Below are 17,412 nucleotides of genomic sequence, written 5' to 3'. Positions count from 1 at the left end.
AGACATGACTGGTCAAGGCCGCGTAAAGCTGCTCCACCACCAGTTAGCAATGTTCTTAGACACGATGTTCATGCGAAAATTGTTAGCGTGCACGACCCGCCTTGGCAAGCGGATTTCGGCAAGGGAATGAACCTTACGGGCCGCCGCGGCGTTGCACCCCTGCCGAAACGGTCAGGAGTGCCCCGTCAAATGCTTCATCGCCTGTGTCTTCTGGTAACCACCCTCGCACTGATTTCTGCCTCAGAACCGCCGGCGCAGGTGCCGGTGCCGCAGCCGAAACCGGGTGAGGGGCAGTCCTCCACCCCCTCGGAAAAGCCATCCGACGAGACGCCGCAAAGGCCGGCGGAAGCACCCAAACCCGTTCCCAAGCCTCAGCCCGAGGAGAAGCCGGTCGCGAAACCCGATGCTTCCGGAAACCAGCAATCCGATGGTGAAAAGACACCCGCAGACAAGGGTTCCGATGACGCCAAGAAGGAGGGCGAGGACAAGGATGGCGTGGAGCAGAAGAAACCGACTGTCGAAACGGCGAAACCTGATGAGAAGCCACTGGAGCCGGTGAAGCCGGAGGACCCGGCCGCACTCCAGGCATGCCTTGCCTCCTTGAAGGGGATCGGTGCAGAGTTCAAGCAGCTTGAGCCGATCCGCGATACGGAACAGGGGTGCGGCATCGACGCGCCTGTCGAGCTTTCCGTGGTTCTGCCTGGCATCAAGCTTGAGCCATCTGGAACCATGCGCTGTGAAACCGCGCTTGCGCTTTCACGCTGGACCAAGGAGATGATGGTGCCGGCGACGGCTCTCGCTTTCCCGGACAGAAAGGTGACCGCGATCGCCAACGCTTCGACCTATATTTGCCGAAACCGCAACAGCGCGGAAAACGGCAAGATTTCCGAACATGCCAAGGGCAATGCCGTGGATATTTCCACCATTTCCTTCGATAAGGGCGAGCCGCTGGTGATGAAGCCGCGCGGTGAGGACGGGACGCCGGAGGGTGCTTTTCAGCGCACGATTACCGCTGCCGCCTGCCTGTTTTTCCGCACGGTCCTTTCGCCCGGCAGCGATGCTACCCATCAGGATCACCTGCATCTCGACGTGCTGGAGCGAAAAGGCGGCTATCTCTATTGCCGCTGACAAAAAGGGGCGACCCGAAAGGCCGCCCGGCTGGAGTTGATGCTTCCGCCCCGGATTTAGAACTTCTGGGTCAGGGAGATTTTGAAGGTGCGGCCTGCTTCCGTGTAGAAATCGACCGGCTGATTGACCGTGCTGACCGAATTCGGGTTCACGTCGCGGACGCCGACGGCATTCCAGTATTTCCTGTCGAACAGGTTGTAGATGCCGGCCTGGATGCGCAGGCCCTTGGTCTGCTCGGGTTCCCACCAACCGGTCAGGTTGAAGACGCCGTAACCGGGGGCGTCGAAAGTGTTGGCCACCCTGTCGTCACGCATGCCGGCGGAGAAAACGCCCGTCAGTTCCGTGCCCCAGACATCCTGCGCATAACCCACGCCGAGGACGGACTTGAACGGTGCCACCGTGCGGATGAACTCGTTGGTGTCGGTGTCCTTGCCATAGGCGTAGGCGAGCGAAGCGTGGGCGAAGAAGCCGTTTGCCAGATCCTTGCGGACCTTGGCCTCCACACCGGAGATTTCGACGTTGTTGCGGTTGCGATAGGTAAAGAGCGATCCGTTGCCCCTGCCGCCGAAGCCGGGGAAGAGCGTTGTCGAGGTCGTATATTGTTCGATGAAGTTCTTGTACTTGTTGTGGAACAGCGTCAGGCTTCCCGTCAGGTCGCCGGAGGCGTAGTTCGCACCGATCTCGAAACCGTTGCTGGTCTCGGGATTGAGGGCGGAGTTGCCGACAACAGCGTAACCGGAGCTGACGTTGGAGAAGTTCAGATACAGTTCGTTGATCGTCGGGGCACGATAGGCCATCGACCATTGTGCGAAAAGCTGCAGTTCGGGCGTGACGTCATAGGTGGCAAGAAGCTTCGGCGAGAAGCGCGAGCCGCTATTGCCGCTCGGCAGGCCGAATGTTCGGTAGCCGCTGTTGCTGGAAACGGAGCCATCGGGATCGTAATCGTAGGAATCGAAGCGCAGGCCGGGGGTCAGTCGGAAGCCGTTGCCGAAGGCGATTTCGTCATCGAGATAAAGGCCGAGGCTCTTGCCGCTCACGTCAGGCATGTCCGATTGCGACGATGAGGTCGAACCGGCCGTATTGGCGAAAAGCTCCTGGCTGAAATCGGTGGTCATGGCGTTGCCGCCGAAACGGACGGTGTGCTGCACGCCGCCAAGCTCGAACCCGGATTCCAGGCCGCCGACGATACCGAAGGCGCTGTTGCGCATGCTGTCTTCGCGAATATAGAGGGAATTATTGGTCAGCCGGTCGCCGGCGCCGGATTCCTTGGAGAGGCGCGTCCAGTAGAGCGACAGATTGGCGGCATCGATCATGCCGTCAGTCGAGGGCGCCTCGTATTCATAATCAAGCGAGACGCGGTCGCGCTCAGTGTCCTCGTAACCGCGGTAATCGCCGATGCGATAGGTCGAGCCCGATACGCTGACACCCTGAAGGGTTTTCATGTCGCTGCGGTCTCTCAGCGAATACCGTTCGGCAGTAAGTCCTATGCGGTGGCCACCTTCCAGATCCTGGCGGATCTTGAACATCAGGTTGCTTTCATAGGTATCGGCGGGGTTGGGCTTGGTGCGGCGCGTGCCGTAGATGTCGGCCGTACCCTTGTTATCCGTTTCATTGCCGCGTTTGTAGGAGCCCTGGAACAGGACCGAGGTGTTCTCGATCTTCTTGGCGACGGCGAGCGATCCGCCAACGCTCCTGTCCTCGCTGTCATAGGTGGTCTTGGCGACACCGCCCCAGTCCCTGCCTTCACCGATCAGGTCCTCCGGTTCGAGCGTGCGCAGTACCAGAGCGCCGCCAAGGGCACCGGAGCCGATGCGGCTGGAATCGGCGCCACGCACCACATCGACCGTCGAGAGCGAGGAAAAATCGAAGCTTGAGCTTGTGTCGCTGAGGGTGGTGGTTGCCTGACCCTGACGGGCGAAATTGTTGAAGTAAGGAACGGGAATATTGTCGATCAAAGTGACGACGCGTGCGCCGCCGAGGCCGCGAATGAACAGGCCGCCGGGCCGGCCGGGCTTGGCATCGACGTAATCGACGCCCGGTTCCGTACTGTTGCCGAGGTCCTTGATGCTGCCGATGTCCTTCTTGCGGATGTCTTCCGCAGTCGTCTGGCTCGCCAGCGGCGTATCGGCGACGGCATTGGCGCTTTTTACGCGCTTGCCCTTGACGACGATTTTTTCGAGCGTGGTGGTGCCATTGGTACCGGAAGCGGCATCCTGTGCCTGTGCGTGGCCGGTCAGGGGCAGAAGAGACATGGCGGTGCAGAGAAGCAGCGCGGAATGCGTGCGTGAGATGGACATTGATTACCCCCGAATATGCGCGCACAGGAGCTACGGCGCGCAAAAACGCGCCGCGCTCAGGCGCGGCTGGATATGTTCTGATTGGTTACGGGCGAGCCGATAAGCGAGGACTAAAAAACATGACGATAACTGTCAACATATTATATATGACTTTTTGCATCATGTTTTAAAGCGGGGCGCTATGTTGCAAAAATATTACGTTTGCGGTCCGTGGCCAAAAAAGATGGGTCAGGGCGAAAACGCCACGATGCGGTCAAAGTGCCGACATTGATGCTTGCTACGATCTTCGCGGCCAGTTTACATGGCGAAAGAAAGCATACCCGAAAATAACAGTTTAATAATCGGATACGGAAATGAAGTCTCTTGAACTGCTCGTCGAGCGGATCATTCTCTCCAGCCGCTGGCTGCTGGTCGTTTTTTATCTCGGCCTGGTCGCGGCACTGGCTGTCTACGCCTTTTCTTTCGCGCTCAAGTTTCTGAAAGTTGCGAAGAACGTTTTTACCTACGACGAAGCCGACATGATCCTTGCCATGCTGGGCCTGATCGATGCGGCACTCGTCGCCAGCCTGATCGTCATGGTGATGATTTCCGGTTACGAGAACTTTGTCAGCCGTTTCGACGATGCCGATGCGGAGGTTTCGTTTCTGGGCAAGCTTGATGCCGGAAGCCTGAAAATCAAGGTCGCGTCGTCAATCGTGGCCATTTCGTCCATTCACCTGCTGCAAATCTTTCTCAATGCCAATCAGTACTCGGACAGCAAGCTGATGTGGTTCACGATCATCCATCTGGCTTTTGTCGCCTCGGCGGTCATGCTTGGTTTCCTGGAGAAACTGATGGCCAAGCCGAAGGACAAGGCCGAAAAGCCGGTGCTTTAGCAGGGTAATCCAGACGATATGAAGGTCGCAACCCCGTCATGGCCACGCATTTTTTCGCTCCTGGCGTCAAGACCCGGCGCGGAGAAGGGGCGTGAATGGTGAAGACGGAGCGTCAGGCGAGGCTATGCGATGATCTGTCGGCTGCTGCCGACAAGTCCCAATGGCTGGAGGCGCTGCAGGAAGTGATGCACGCTTTCGGTTACGCCTATGTGACCCTGCTGCTCCTGCCCGGCGGCCAAAATGCCTATGGCTTGCCGACGGTCATTGAAAGCAGCCTGCCAATCTGGGTCGTGAATGCGATGACCAGCGACGGTGCGCTCGGGGATTGTCCCGTCATCAGGCGCGGCGCATCATCGATGATGCCGCAATATTGGTCGTTGCAGGACCCGGACATTGCGTGTGAAACGCTTCAGGATGCCGTATCCTCCGTGCGCAGCATGGGCATCACTTCGGGTCTCATGGTCCCGGTACACGGCATGAACGGCAATCGGTATCTGATGAATTTCGCAGGCGATCGCGATACCCTGCAACAGGCCGCGCTGAACGAGCTGGGCATGATCGCGCTACATGCGCTGGAGGTCTATGACCGGCTTTGCCGCACCGGCTCCAGAGGGCCTTCACCGCTGACGAAGCGGGAACTCGACGTGGTGCGGTGGACGGCGCAGGGGAAGACCTCTGTGGAGATTGCCGAGCTTCTCTCCATCTCGGAACATACCGTCAACGCCTATATGAACAACGCCATCCGCAAGCTCGACTGCGTGAACCGCACCCAGCTGGTGGCCAAGACCATACGCCTTGGCCTGATCGTCTGATCGGTCCCGCCCTTCGGGGAAACCTGCGCCTTATCGGTCGAGAACCGAGCGAAGCTCGACGAGATTGGAGCGAACCCGCAAAACGTAAAATCCCATGGTTGCCAGGTGCGACGGCATGATCCAGCCGCTCTCGTCACCATTGGAGATGATCGCCGGCTGGATGCGCAAGGCTGCGCGGGTCTGCAGGAGCGTGTCGTTCCACAGGTTCGTGAGGTTGCGTTCGCGGATGACCTGCGCGAAGTCGGATCCGGCTGCGGAAAGTACGCCATAATAACCGTAGAGCTGGCCATAGGCGAACCAGAAACGGTCGTCGGCGCGGGTATCGAACCAACCGCCATTATAGTTTTCCGAACGCTCACGCAGGATGGCCGATGTCGAGCCGATATCGCCGGCAATGCGGTCGATGAACTGGATCAGGTTGTCGGCGCGGGTGTCGAAGACGGCCTTGCAGGCGACGAGCTCGCCATTGAAGGCCTGGAAGCTGCGGATCGCGGCGCGGTAATAGCTGGGGGTCGGCGTCTTCGGGCCGAAAGGATCGAGACCGAAATACCAGGAATATTCGCTGAACTGCATATTGCCACGCGCTTCCTGGAGGTTGTTGTTGATGCCCGATGTCCCGCGCACGCGCCCGAGCGTATCCACCAGCTCCACCGAGGTGCGGCGCACGGCTTGGTTCACGCCGCGCTGGAATGAAGCCTTGTTGTCGAGAAACGGTGTGCTATCCCAGTCCATGCCGAAGAGACCGAGGCGATAGAGCAGCATGGAGGAAATCCATGCATTCTGGTTGACGTTGAAATCGGTGAGATCGGCGGCAGCGTCAACGATGGCCGAGCGCTGGCACACCGGCGCGGATGTGTTGGCGGCTGCACCGGTTGCGCCAGCGGGCGACGTCGGGGAGGCGGCCGGCAGTTCCTGTCCGGGCGGCACGGTCCGTTCAGCAAGCTTGTAACGGGAAATGTAATCCGGATCGAAATTGCTCCAGACCTGCGTTTGCCAGACGAAATATCCGTAGAAGCCGGCAAGCAGGATGAGAAACAGAGCGATCGGGCCCTTGATGAGCCAGTTGCGGCCGCTGTACCAGCCATGGGCGGCCATGAAGGGCCATAAAAGCCAGGCGACGAGAAGACCGGCGGCCCTGCCGATGGCACTGAAGGCTGCCTGAATCGTGGCGGTGATCCGGTCTATCATGTCGTCATAGTCTCCTCTGCCCGTGGGGCTGGATGCCGGAATAAAACCGCCATCCGGTGGGGCGCCCTTCGGCGCCTGGTCGGACTCCGGTCATTTACTGTCCTGCAGATATGTCCCGGTCAACCGGGATACAACATGATTGCGAAACTTTTCTCAACCTGCGGTCCGCGCTGGCCATCATCGCTCTCCATACGGACTGCGACGTAATGGCCGCCGCGGAGCCGGAGGGCAAGCAGTCAGAGGCCGAGCCTGGCGATCTCCTCATTCAGCCGGTCGCGTGCCTTTTTCGGCAGTTTGCCGCTCTTGACGGCATCGAGGTTGGCCGGCACGGCGTCGCCCACGACAACAAGCGCGACCATGCCCATGCCGAGATGCGGCGTGCATTTGACGACGTAGGCGCCTTCCTTCTCGACCGTCAGCTTCACCGCCTCGTTCATCTTGCCCTTGAACTCGGAAACCCCCTCGGGGATCATATCCTTCACGGCTGCCGCGTCATGGCCCTTGTCCACCGGAATGAAGGTGATGACGTCACCTACGGCAGCCTTGACGGTTGCGGGCTCGAAGACCATCGCCTGACCATCGCTGCCCTTGTTGAGCATCTTCACTTCGATTTCGGCAGACAGGGCGGGGAAGGCAAAAATTCCAGCAATGACGAGGCTGGCAAATCCGGCAATTTTGTTCTGCATAATTTTGCTCCTGAGAGAAAGCACATCCAAGCGGATGTCCCCGCCGTTCTAGCGCAGGAGCCGGGCGGTCATCTTTGCGAAAAATCAAATGCGGCAACCGGACGCAGCCGCTCAGCCGCCGTTGAACATCTCCACCCAGTGGCGGCGGCAGAAGGAAACATATTTTTCGTTGCCGCCTACCTCAATCTGCGCGCCTTCCGTGACGACATTTCCTTCATTGTCGAAGCGGGCCACCATCGTCGCCTTGCGGCCGCAATGGCAGATGGTGCGGATTTCGCGCAGCTCGTCGGCAATCGCAAGCAGTTCTTTCGAGGCAGGGAAGAGCTTGCCCTGGAAATCCGTGCGCAGACCATAGGTCATGACCGGGATGTTCAGCCGGTCGACAATCTCGGCAAGCTGCCAGACATGGTGTTCTGAGAGGAAATTGGCCTCGTCGACGAAAACGCAGGCGACGGGCGCCTGTACATGCAGGGCCGATACTTCAGCGAACAAATCGGTATTTTCATCGAAGGTCAGGGCGTCGGAGGACAGACCGATGCGCGAGGCGACACGGCCGACGCCGCCGCGGTCGTCAAACGCGGCCGTGAAGATCAGCGTGCGCATGCCGCGCTCCTGATAATTATAGGACGCCTGCAGCAGCATGGTCGATTTGCCGGCATTCATCGTCGAATAATTGAAATAGAGTTTTGCCATTATCCACTCCCGGAGCGCCTTCGCGCCTTTCGGACGCCTCGCAACCTCACGAAACGGCGCGCCGGATTTCACCAGGCGATCACAAAGCCCGGTCCGATGCCGCATCAGGCGTCTTTTGACGAGGAAGATGTGGATTGAAAAGTGCGCAGGCGCGAAAAACACAGATTTCTGCGGTCTGCTTTTTCCCATCTGCAGGTTCGAATCCCGACGTTTTTGCCGTTTTTGTCGCAAACGGGCGGGCCAAAGCACGCAAATGCACGCGAGTTGATTGTGGCCGGAAGATATTGATAATGGCAAGGGAACGAAAAAAAGGGAGCAAACAATGTTTGCAAATAGACGTCGCTGTCTGGTTCTGGCCGCAGCAATCTCCTCCATGACGTTCAGCGCGGCCGGTGCCGCCGAACCGGCAAGCTGCGGCACGGTGCGGTTTTCCGATGTGGGCTGGACCGACATCACCGCCACAACGGCCACCGCCACGGTGCTACTGAAAAGCCTCGGCTATGAAACCGACGTCAAGCTTCTTTCGGTTCCCGTTACCTATACATCCCTGAAAAACAAAGACATCGATGTCTTCCTCGGCAACTGGATGCCGACCATGGAAGGGGATATCGCGCCTTACCGCGAAGACAAATCGGTCGAAACGCTGCGGGAAAACCTGACCGGCGCCAAGTATACGCTGGCGACCAACGCCAAGGGTGCCGAACTCGGCATCAAGGATTTCAAGGACATCGCTACGCACAGCGACTCGCTTGGCGGCAAGATTTACGGCATCGAGCCCGGTAATGACGGCAACCGCCTGATCCTCGACATGGTGGCCAAGGATACATTCGGATTGAAGGCGTTCGAAGTCGTCGAATCCTCCGAGCAGGGGATGCTGTCGCAGGTCGCCCGCGCGGAAAAATCCGGCGAGCCGATCGTTTTCCTCGGCTGGGAACCGCATCCGATGAATGCGAATTTCAAGCTCACCTACCTGACGGGCGGCGATGAGGTCTTCGGTCCCAACTTCGGTGGTGCGACGATCTACACCAATGTTCGCAAGGGTTACGTCGAGGAATGCCCCAATGTCGGCGCCTTCCTCAAGAACCTGCAATTTTCCCTGCCCATGGAAAACGAGATCATGGGCAAAATCCTGAATGACGGGCTTGAGGGCGAAGCTGCCGCCACCGCATGGCTGAAGGCCAATCCGGCTGCGGTCGAACCCTGGCTCGCCAACGTCAAGACCAAGGATGGCAGCGCCGACGCCCTGCCCGCCGTCAAGAAGGCGCTTGGCCTTTAAAACGCAAGACTATGCATGACTGTATCCGGCCTGTGCGACAGGCTGGATGCAGCGGGAAATATCGATGCCCATGCATGACCTTGCCCGCGCATTTTCAACGCATTGCAGGTCATGCGCCAGCACCGCGTCCGGCCGCCGTCTGCCGGTCGTTGTTTCTGCATTTGTTTAAGAAAGGTCTTTTCTTACCGTGGAATGGCTCAGCGCTCCTGAAAACCGCCTGCCCGTCGGCCGATATGCCAAGGAGGCCATCGACTGGCTGACCGGCAATCTCGCTTTTTTCTTCGATTGGCTTTCCTTCATTTTCCAAAGCGTCATCAACGCCCTGCTTTATGTTCTCCAGGCGCCGCATCCGCTGGTCATCGTGGCAATTGTCACGGCGCTTTCGGCCTGGACGCGACGCTCGATCGGCATGCCCGTCTTCACCGCACTCGGCCTGCTGCTCATCATCAATCTCGGCTATTGGAAAGCGACGACGGAGACGCTGGCGCTGGTGATCGCCGCCAGCGCCGTGTGCATGATCATCGGCATACCGCTTGGCATATTGGCGGCGAGACGCAAATGGATCTATGCCGGCATGCGCCCTGTGCTGGACCTGATGCAGACCATCCCCACCTTCGTTTATCTCATTCCGGCGCTGGTGCTGTTCGGCCTTGGCATGGTTCCGGGGCTGATCGCCACCGTCATCTTCGCCATTCCGGCTCCGGTGCGGCTCACACGCCTCGGCATTGTCTCCACGCCGCCAGCGCTGGTCGAGGCGGCCGTCGCCTTCGGAGCAACGCCGTCGCAGGTGCTGCGCAAGGTGGAGCTGCCCTTTGCCGCGCCGCAGATCATGGCCGGTCTTACCCAGACGATCATGCTGTCGCTGTCGATGGTGGTCATTTCCGCGCTTGTCGGCGCCAATGGTTTGGGCGTGCCTGTCGTGCGCGCCTTGAACACCGTCAATATCGCCATGGGCTTCGAGGCGGGATTGTGCATCGTCATACTGGCAATCGTTCTTGACCGGCTTTTCCGCCTTCCCGGTACGGAGGATGATCTATGAGTGACGCCATCATCTTCGGAAATGTCGATATCGTCTTTGGCGACCGGCCCGATGCCGCGCTGCCGATGATCGACAGAGGCAGTACGCGCGACGAGATCAATGCCGAGACCGGGCTGGTGCTCGGTGTCGCCAATGCATCGCTGTCCGTCAGCGAAGGCGAGATACTTGTGCTTATGGGGCTTTCCGGCTCGGGCAAGTCGACGCTGCTCAGGGCCGTCAACGGGCTTGCGCCCGTGGTACGCGGCAATGTGGGGGTGAAGACCAAGACCGGCTTTGTCGATCCCTATCGCTCAACGGCCAAATCGCTCCGCGACCTGCGCATGCATACGGTTTCCATGGTGTTCCAGCAATTCGGTCTTCTGCCGTGGCGTAACGTGGCCGACAATGTCGGTTTCGGGCTCGAGCTTTCCGGCGTACCGGAAGCGGAACGCAAACGCATGGTGGCCGAGCAGCTCGAACTGGTCAATCTTTCCGCCTGGGCCGACCGCAAGGTGGGAGAGCTTTCCGGCGGCATGCAGCAGCGTGTGGGACTGGCGAGAGCGTTTGCCACCGGCGCGCCGATCCTGCTGATGGACGAACCATTCTCGGCGCTCGACCCCCTTATCAGAAGCCGCCTGCAGGATGAGCTTCTCGAATTCCAGAGCCGGCTGAAGAAAACGATCCTCTTTGTCAGCCACGATCTGGATGAGGCTTTCCGCATCGGCAATCGTATCGCCATGATGGAAGGCGGACGCATCATCCAGTGCGGGACGCCGCAGCAGATCGTCAAGCAACCGGCCACGCAATATGTCGCGGATTTCGTGCAGAATATGAACCCGATCTCCATGCTGACCGCTGCGGATGTGATGAAGCGGGGCGTAGATGAACGCAACGGCCAGATGACCGTTGCGGCCACCGCCCGCCCGTCATCCCCCCTGATCGACATTCTCGATGCGCTGGCCAAACATTCCGGCGCAATCGGTGTCGTCGACAATGGCGCGATCGTCGGCACGATTTCCGCTGACGAAGTCGTGGCAGGGCTGACCCGTCATCGCAAAAAATAACTGGCTTTTGCCAGGAAACAAAAGGGACCTCCCTCACCGGGGGTCCCTTTTGTTTTTCCGCAGATATTCCGGGCAAGTTACCTTCCCCCTGTTGGAAAGAGTATCTTTGACATCATAAGTTATGCATGAAAATTATTACTAATAAAAACCATATTGCAAATTTCGAGAAAATTGCGCAAAGTAAAACTAGATTCTGTAGCCCGTTGCTAAATTTAAGGTGGTATAAGCTTAAAGCCTCAAAATCGGTCGCGGGTTATGGTGATTTGGGAGCTGAAATTTTTATCATTTGTTGCTTATGAATACTTATTCTAATACATGTTTTTATTGTCAATGGGATAAAAATCAGGCAGAACGCCGATATTTTAGGTGAAGTGTCTTAGATGGATAATTAGTGAAGAATAGTCTTTGAAAGGGACACGATATAAGCAAGATTTAGGTATATACAACGTATCCACCGAATTATAAAAACACCTTTTGGAACACCTATAATAGCCACCATGACCGTCTTTCCGACTGTCATCAGGAGACTTGAGCGTATGGATAACCAATCTCTGTCGGAACATAGCATCGCCGCTGCAGACTTGCTCTCAGCGATGGCGAATCCCAAGCGCCTGATGATCTTATGCACGTTGGTGGATACGGAAGTGCCGGTCGGTGTTCTCGCCTCTCAGGTTGGTCTCAGCCAGTCCGCTCTTTCGCAGCATCTTTCGAAATTGCGGGCCCAGCGGCTGGTAAAGACACGACGGGATGCGCAGACCATCTATTATTCCAGCAACTCCGAATCCGTTAAGAAAATCCTGGCCTCCCTTGAGGAAATTTATTGCCAGGCGCAGAAGAGCAGCAAGACAGCCGCCTGATCCGGGGCCGTCAGGCCTCCGGCAGCATTGAATTGAAACCGGCGCTTGACGCCGGTTTTTCGTTTGTGAGTTACCTGGCCGGGCGGGTGATCCCGCAAGGAGCGCGCTGGTCTTTGCGCCGGGTGCGATCAGCGGGCGGGCACAGTCTGCATCTGCTGCTTGAGCAGGGTTGCTGCAGCCGCATATCCGCCGTCAGCGCCGTCCACGAAATGCATGTGATCCCGTGAAAGCGGGGAGGGTACGATACAGGTCATCAATGCGGCGTCCTGCTCATGCAGGCCGAAATAACAGCTTCCAGACAGGCGGCCTTGCTCCAGCCGGTCGCGAATTTTTTCGAGCCTTCCGGCGTCGATGTCCACGGTCATCTTCAAACCGTCGTCGAATTTCCTGAAATCGGTATTGCTGGCGACGGAGCGCCGATAGCGCTCCGCATTGAACCGTCCGAGCGAAAGACCCGTCAAGCCGAGCAAATTGATAAGCAGGGTCTCGCCGAGAATACGGGACGAACGGCGCAACTGGCCCCAGACGTCGCGATGGGCCGCTCCTGCGCGTGCCTCGAGATTCAGTCCCTCCCGCACGAAACCGAGCTTCGGGCCCTCCTCAGGCACGGGGTGGCCATGCCTTCCGTCCTGCTCGGCCAGATCGACAAGATCGGTAACAAGCTTGCGGAATGCCGGCATGTCCCGCGACGGCCCCGGCACCGCTATGATGGATACAACCTTGCCACGGGTCGCCGGAATGGGATTCCAGCGGCATGAGAGGCCGGTCAGATCCGGGCGTTCACCTGCGGCTGCGGTGGGCAGGATATAAAGGCCTTCCTTCATCCGTGCTTCAGCCCAGCTATTGCCGCCACCTGAAAACATCGCATAGGAAACATCGTTGCTTGCCTGAAAACGCGCGACGCGCACATCGAAGCCATTCTCACGAATATCCTCAACCGGAACCAGCGCTACCCGCATCGTAAGGTCGAGATCGTCCTTCACCCAACGCTGAACGGAAGAAAGAGCGGCGCTGGCAAGCGGCAGCCCGCCCGGGGGCACGGTGACGGCGGCGCCATCGCCGCCGAAAACGAAGGGCAGGTCGTGACGTCCGAGACTGTTCGACACACCGGAAATGACAGCCGCGCCGGCCATGTTCACCGCCTTGTATCGGCCGGTCTGGATCGCCGTCGTTGAATCGACGATATCGGCGATGGCAAGCCCCCATCCCGGTGGCAGGGCACGATAAAGCGCCGGATCAACCACGTCCTCAAAGCGCTGGAAAACGGGCAGGCCCGTCAGAAATTCGTCATCTGCTGTGATCATGCCGCGATTATCCTCCAGCGGCGGCCAAACGCCAAGCATTTCCATGGGTCGATACCGTGCTTCGGAGTGATAGGATCATGGCCCGCTTCGCGTTTGATTTACCTCTAATAGACCTAATCCAGCAAAGGTGACTTGCATAGATCATCAATCCTTCCGTATGAGTTGAGTGGAAGGCTCGGAATTCAAAAATGGAACGAGTTTTCGCCGGGAGGCGTCCGATAGTTTCATTCGGTCGGCGCCCATGGCGCTCACCGGGTCCCGCGACCCCCTTTAAGGAGACACCAGGATGAAACTGAAGACATTGACCAGCGTGACGCTTGCAGCGTCCTTCGCATTCGCACCCCTTGCCCATGCCGAAATCGTCATCGGCCTGATTGCGCCGCTTACCGGTCCTGTCGCCGCTTATGGCGACCAGGTCAAGAACGGCGCCCAGACGGCAGTCAATGAAATCAACAAAAAGGGCGGCATCCTCGGCGAACAGGTCGTGCTGAAGCTGGCCGACGATGGCGGCGAGCCGAAGCAGGGCGTTTCAGCCGCGAATCAGCTGGTTGCCGAAGGCATTCACTTCGTCGTCGGTCCCGTGACGTCCGGCGTCGCCATTCCCGCTTCGGACGTCTTTGCCGAAAACGGCGTGCTGATGGTGACGCCGACGGCGACTGCGCCGGGCCTTACCAACCGCGGCCTTTCCAACGTCTTCCGCACCTGCGGTCGCGATGACCAGCAGGCCGAGGTTGCGGCGAAATACGTTCTCGCCAACCTCAAGGACAAGAAGGTCGCCATCATTCACGACAAGGGCGCTTACGGCAAAGGCCTGGCAGATGCCTTCAAGGCGACGCTGAATGCCGGCGGCGTGACCGAAGTTCTCTATGATGCCCTGACGCCGGGCGAAAAGGACCTCGGCGCGCTGACGGCACGTCTGAAGTCCGACAATGCCGAGATCATCTATTTCGGCGGTTACCATCCGGAAGCCGGTCTTCTGGTGCGCCAGTTGAAGGATATCGGCTCCAAGGCTGCCGTTATCGGCGGTGACGGCCTGTCGAACAGCGAGTTCTGGAACATCGGTTCGCAGGCTGGCGAAGGCACGATCTTCACCAATGCTTCCGACGCGCTGAAGAACGCTGATTCCAAGGCTGCCGCGGAAGCGCTGAAGGCCGCCAACATTCCGGCGGAAGCCTTCACGCTCAACGCTTACGCGGCTGTCGAAGTCCTGAAGGCCGGCATCGAAAAGGCTGGCGCCAAGGATTCCGAAGCGGTTGCCAAGGTTCTGAAGAGCGGTGAAGCCTTCCCGACCGCAATTGGCAAGGTCACCTATGGCGAAAGCGGTGACCTGACCTCGCAGACCTTCTCGCTGTTCAAGTGGCAGGACGGCAAGATCGTCGCAGCCGAATAAGCTGACCTTACCGGCCGCACCTGTTGCGGCCGGTTTCATTTTATGGCCTGAAGAGGGTGAAGGCAGCATGGCCGATGCCGGGACGCGCATAGACGGAGATATCGCTTTCGAGCGGATATTCCCCATCCTCAGGATGTTCGACGAGGCCAAGGCACGGGAGTTCTATATCGATTTTCTCGGTTTCGAGGTCGACTGGGAACACCGCTTCGGCGAAAATTTCCCGCTCTACATGCAGATTTCACGCGCCGGAATGGGGCTGCATCTCAGCGGCCACCACGGCGATGCGACGCCGGGCTCGAACATCTTTGTCACGATGCACGGCGTTCATGCCTTTCAGCGCGAACTGGCAGCGAAGGATTATCGCTTCATGAAGCCGGGTGTCGAAGAGTTGCCATGGGGCGACGTGATGGAGGTGACCGACCCCTTCGGCAACCGCATACGTTTCTGCGAACAGAAAAGCCGGCCATGAGGCCTTGAAGGCCGCTACGGCTCTTGACCTTTGCCATGGTTTGAACGATAGAACGCGCAAATTGCGAACCGCGCGCACGGGTACCCCCGTGCGCGCGGTTCGTGCGTTTTGGGACTTGATGATGCAATTCGTTCGCATCCGCACGGGGACAGAAAATGAACGTTGAAGGCAATGCGCTGGTCAGGAAGCTCGCATTCTGGGGCATTCCGCTTTCTTTCGGTGTACTCGGCCTCAAGCTTGTGGCCTGGTGGGTTACCGGCTCGGTCGCGCTGCTGTCCGACGGTCTGGAATCGACCGTCAACGTGGTCGCGGCTTTCATCGCCTATTTCGTCATTCGTTATGCGCAGAAGCCTGCCGATGACGACCACCAGTTCGGCCACCACAAGGCGGAGTATATTTCCGCTGTCGTCGAAGGGGTGCTGATCGTTGTCGCCGCCCTGCTGATTGTGCAGGAGGCCTGGGGCGCACTCTTCAATCCGAGACTGCCGGAAGCGCCGGTACTTGGTCTTGCCATCAATGCCGCGGCCGGGATCATTAACGCTGTCTGGGCGACAATATTGATCCGCGTCGGCAAACAGCATTCTTCGCCGGCGCTTGCGGCGGACGGCCACCACATCATGTCTGATGTCGTGACATCGGCAGGCGTACTTGTCGGCCTCGTCCTGGCATTGCTGACGGGCTATGCCATTCTCGATCCCGCGCTTGCCATTCTCGTGGCCGTCAACATTCTGTTTCAGGGCTCGAAGGTCATCCTGCATTCGCTGGGTGGCCTGATGGACCGGGCAGTGGAGCCCGAGGAGGATGAGGCGATCAAGAAGGCGATCGCAGCCAATTCCGGTGGCATTATCGGTGTCCATGATCTCAGAACCCGCCGCGCCGGTTCGGCCGCCTTCATCGATTTTCACGTCGTCGTTCCTGCCATCATGACGGTGCGTGAGGCGCATGATATTTGCGACCGCCTTGAAGATGCCATAAGGGACGTCATACCGGGCGCCAGCCTTGCCATTCACGTCGAGCCGGAAGGCGAAAAGGCGCATGGCGTCAAAGTGATCGTTTAAAAAACAGGAGTTTTCCATGTCCGTGACGGATGTTTCCGGCCTGTCGCAGCTGGGCACGAAGGTCGATACGCCAGAGAGCCCTGAAAAGGCCGTTCTCGAAAAGGTGCCCAACGGCAATGCCGGCACCGATTATGTAGTGCGCTTTACCGCGCCCGAATTCACCTCGCTTTGCCCGATGACCGGCCAGCCGGATTTCGCCCATATCGTCATCGATTACATTCCCGGCGACTTTCTGGTGGAATCGAAGTCGCTGAAGCTGTTCCTGCAGTCCTTCCGCAACCATGGCGCATTCCATGAGGATTGCTCGGTCTATATTGCCAAGCGCCTTGTGGAATTGCTGCAGCCGAAGTGGCTGCGTATCGGCGCCTATTGGTATCCGCGCGGCGGCATTCCGATCGACGTGTTCTGGCAGACCGGACCGGCGCCCGAGGGCGTATGGCTGCCGGATCAGGGCGTTGCCACTTATCGCGGCCGCGGCTGATCCGGCTCTTTAGGTGATAAAAAGTTCAGGCGAACGAGCTGTCGTCGCCTGAATCGAAATCGGCATCATCGGCGCTGTCGTCGTAATCGGCCTGCTGGATATCGTCGTCATTGTTATCCTGCGGGTTCGCGCTGTCACCATAATAGTTGTTGATGACCGTTTCTTCGACTGGCGCATTGCCAGTGCCGCTATTGCCGCCGAAGGGCGAGCCGAGACCGAGCGACGACATGTGGCTGCCGAAGATGCCGCTCAGCGAGTTCGCAAGCAGCATGCCACCTGCAACGCCGGCTGCGGTGCCAAGCGCGCCCTGCAGGAAACCGCCGCCAGACCGGCCGGCTGCTGCGGGCTGCTGACCCCACGGTCCACCGGGCTGCTGCTGGGCTGCCTGCGATCCCCACGGACCGGCCGTCTGGCCAGCGGTATCGTTGCGCCACGAGGCCGGCGCGGCAGCAGCAGGTGCTGGTGTCGGAGCTGGCGGCTGCGGCTGGCCGGTGCCGAAGATGGAACTGAGAAAGCCGCCCTGCGCTGCGGCCTGAGGGGCCGGGTTGGCGCTTTCCAATGCGTGGATGCGCTCTTCGAGCTGCTTGATATGGGCTGCTGCCGCCTCCAGTCCCTTCTCCTGCACGATCACCGCCTGAGCGAGATAATAGGGAGCTGCGGGCTGATCGCGCACGGCGTCTGCGATCAACGTTTCCGCCTCGCGGTCACGCGGGGTGGCGGATGCGGCCTTGGTTCTTTCGAACAGGCCCTTGAGAAGCTGGCTTTCTTCCGGTGACATGTGCTGCCTCCTTACCGTGAAGCGAAATTCTACGATAA

At 58.9% G+C, this 17,412-nt stretch carries 17 protein-coding genes; 11 read left to right on the top strand and 6 right to left on the bottom strand.

The genetic code is table 11. The features are described from left to right. The first annotated feature begins 189 nt into the window (after window positions 1-189). Complete coding sequence (locus tag DOU54_RS12200) at window positions 190-1,128, top strand: extensin-like domain-containing protein (protein ID WP_113381240.1); 939 nt, start codon at window positions 190-192, stop codon at window positions 1,126-1,128. Window positions 1,129-1,184: 56 nt separating this feature from the next. On the opposite strand, the gene DOU54_RS12195 is transcribed toward DOU54_RS12200, so the two are convergent. Beyond that, a complete protein-coding gene (locus tag DOU54_RS12195) occupies window positions 1,185-3,425 on the bottom strand; it encodes a TonB-dependent hemoglobin/transferrin/lactoferrin family receptor (protein WP_113381239.1) in 2,241 nt (746 codons plus the stop codon). Window positions 3,426-3,778: 353 nt separating this feature from the next. Here DOU54_RS12195 and DOU54_RS12190 point away from each other — a divergent pair, with 353 nt between their 5' ends. Beyond that, complete coding sequence (locus tag DOU54_RS12190) at window positions 3,779-4,300, top strand: TIGR00645 family protein (protein WP_004443046.1); 522 nt, start codon at window positions 3,779-3,781, stop codon at window positions 4,298-4,300. A 95-nt stretch (window positions 4,301-4,395) separates the two neighbouring features. Continuing rightward, window positions 4,396-5,112: a helix-turn-helix transcriptional regulator gene (locus tag DOU54_RS12185; protein WP_004443044.1), complete on the top strand. Its 717-nt coding sequence runs from the start codon at window positions 4,396-4,398 to the stop codon at window positions 5,110-5,112. A gap of 30 nt (window positions 5,113-5,142) precedes the next feature. Here the strand turns inward: DOU54_RS12185 and DOU54_RS12180 are convergent, their stop codons facing one another. From DOU54_RS12180 to DOU54_RS12170, 3 genes are all read right to left on the bottom strand, one after another. Beyond that, window positions 5,143-6,300 carry a DUF2333 family protein gene (locus DOU54_RS12180; RefSeq protein WP_113381238.1) on the bottom strand — a complete coding sequence of 386 codons (1,158 nt, stop codon included), beginning with the start codon at window positions 6,298-6,300 and terminating at the stop codon, window positions 5,143-5,145. Window positions 6,301-6,536: 236 nt separating this feature from the next. Then, window positions 6,537-6,986, bottom strand: a complete 450-nt coding sequence (locus tag DOU54_RS12175; RefSeq protein ID WP_072494710.1) for a pseudoazurin — start codon at window positions 6,984-6,986, stop codon at window positions 6,537-6,539. 111 nt (window positions 6,987-7,097) lie between these two features. Beyond that, window positions 7,098-7,679: a thymidine kinase gene (locus DOU54_RS12170; protein WP_113381304.1), complete on the bottom strand. Its 582-nt coding sequence runs from the start codon at window positions 7,677-7,679 to the stop codon at window positions 7,098-7,100. Window positions 7,680-8,052: 373 nt separating this feature from the next. Between DOU54_RS12170 and DOU54_RS12165 the strand changes: the two genes are divergently transcribed. The 4 genes from DOU54_RS12165 to DOU54_RS12150 all read left to right on the top strand — a co-directional run bounded on the left by DOU54_RS12165 (window position 8,053) and on the right by DOU54_RS12150 (window position 11,894). After that, complete coding sequence (locus tag DOU54_RS12165) at window positions 8,053-8,955, top strand: choline ABC transporter substrate-binding protein (RefSeq protein WP_502695965.1); 903 nt, start codon at window positions 8,053-8,055, stop codon at window positions 8,953-8,955. Window positions 8,956-9,142: 187 nt separating this feature from the next. Continuing rightward, window positions 9,143-9,994 carry a choline ABC transporter permease subunit gene (choW, locus tag DOU54_RS12160; RefSeq protein ID WP_004443035.1) on the top strand — a complete coding sequence of 284 codons (852 nt, stop codon included), beginning with the start codon at window positions 9,143-9,145 and terminating at the stop codon, window positions 9,992-9,994. Then, complete coding sequence (choV, locus tag DOU54_RS12155; protein ID WP_004443032.1) at window positions 9,991-11,037, top strand: choline ABC transporter ATP-binding protein; 1,047 nt, start codon at window positions 9,991-9,993, stop codon at window positions 11,035-11,037. Before choW ends, choV begins: the two co-directional genes overlap by 4 nt. 536 nt (window positions 11,038-11,573) lie before the next feature. Then, on the top strand, window positions 11,574-11,894 hold the full coding sequence (locus DOU54_RS12150; RefSeq protein ID WP_003524068.1) for an ArsR/SmtB family transcription factor: 321 nt from the start codon (window positions 11,574-11,576) through the stop codon (window positions 11,892-11,894). A gap of 128 nt (window positions 11,895-12,022) precedes the next feature. Here the strand turns inward: DOU54_RS12150 and DOU54_RS12145 are convergent, their stop codons facing one another. Then, complete coding sequence (locus tag DOU54_RS12145) at window positions 12,023-13,198, bottom strand: DUF3095 domain-containing protein (protein WP_113381303.1); 1,176 nt, start codon at window positions 13,196-13,198, stop codon at window positions 12,023-12,025. A 286-nt stretch (window positions 13,199-13,484) separates the two neighbouring features. Here DOU54_RS12145 and DOU54_RS12140 point away from each other — a divergent pair, with 286 nt between their 5' ends. The 4 genes from DOU54_RS12140 to queF all read left to right on the top strand — a co-directional run bounded on the left by DOU54_RS12140 (window position 13,485) and on the right by queF (window position 16,596). Further along, window positions 13,485-14,588, top strand: coding sequence for a branched-chain amino acid ABC transporter substrate-binding protein (locus tag DOU54_RS12140; RefSeq protein ID WP_004443027.1), 1,104 nt, complete (start codon window positions 13,485-13,487; stop codon window positions 14,586-14,588). Between the two features lie 67 nt (window positions 14,589-14,655). Beyond that, window positions 14,656-15,057 carry a glyoxalase superfamily protein gene (locus tag DOU54_RS12135; RefSeq protein WP_112554114.1) on the top strand — a complete coding sequence of 134 codons (402 nt, stop codon included), beginning with the start codon at window positions 14,656-14,658 and terminating at the stop codon, window positions 15,055-15,057. A gap of 155 nt (window positions 15,058-15,212) precedes the next feature. After that, window positions 15,213-16,115 (top strand): cation diffusion facilitator family transporter, encoded by a 903-nt coding sequence (locus DOU54_RS12130; RefSeq protein WP_004443025.1) that lies wholly within the window; start codon window positions 15,213-15,215, stop codon window positions 16,113-16,115. A 16-nt stretch (window positions 16,116-16,131) separates the two neighbouring features. Continuing rightward, complete coding sequence (gene queF, locus DOU54_RS12125) at window positions 16,132-16,596, top strand: preQ(1) synthase (protein ID WP_004430149.1); 465 nt, start codon at window positions 16,132-16,134, stop codon at window positions 16,594-16,596. 25 nt (window positions 16,597-16,621) lie between these two features. On the opposite strand, the gene DOU54_RS12120 is transcribed toward queF, so the two are convergent. Further along, a complete protein-coding gene (locus DOU54_RS12120; protein WP_072494708.1) occupies window positions 16,622-17,374 on the bottom strand; it encodes a DUF2076 domain-containing protein in 753 nt (250 codons plus the stop codon). Window positions 17,375-17,412 lie beyond the last annotated feature (38 nt).

This window comes from Agrobacterium sp. MS2, assembly GCF_003261015.1.
Lineage (GTDB): Bacteria > Pseudomonadota > Alphaproteobacteria > Rhizobiales > Rhizobiaceae > Agrobacterium > Agrobacterium pusense.
This window is presented reverse-complemented; position numbering and strand designations above follow the sequence as displayed.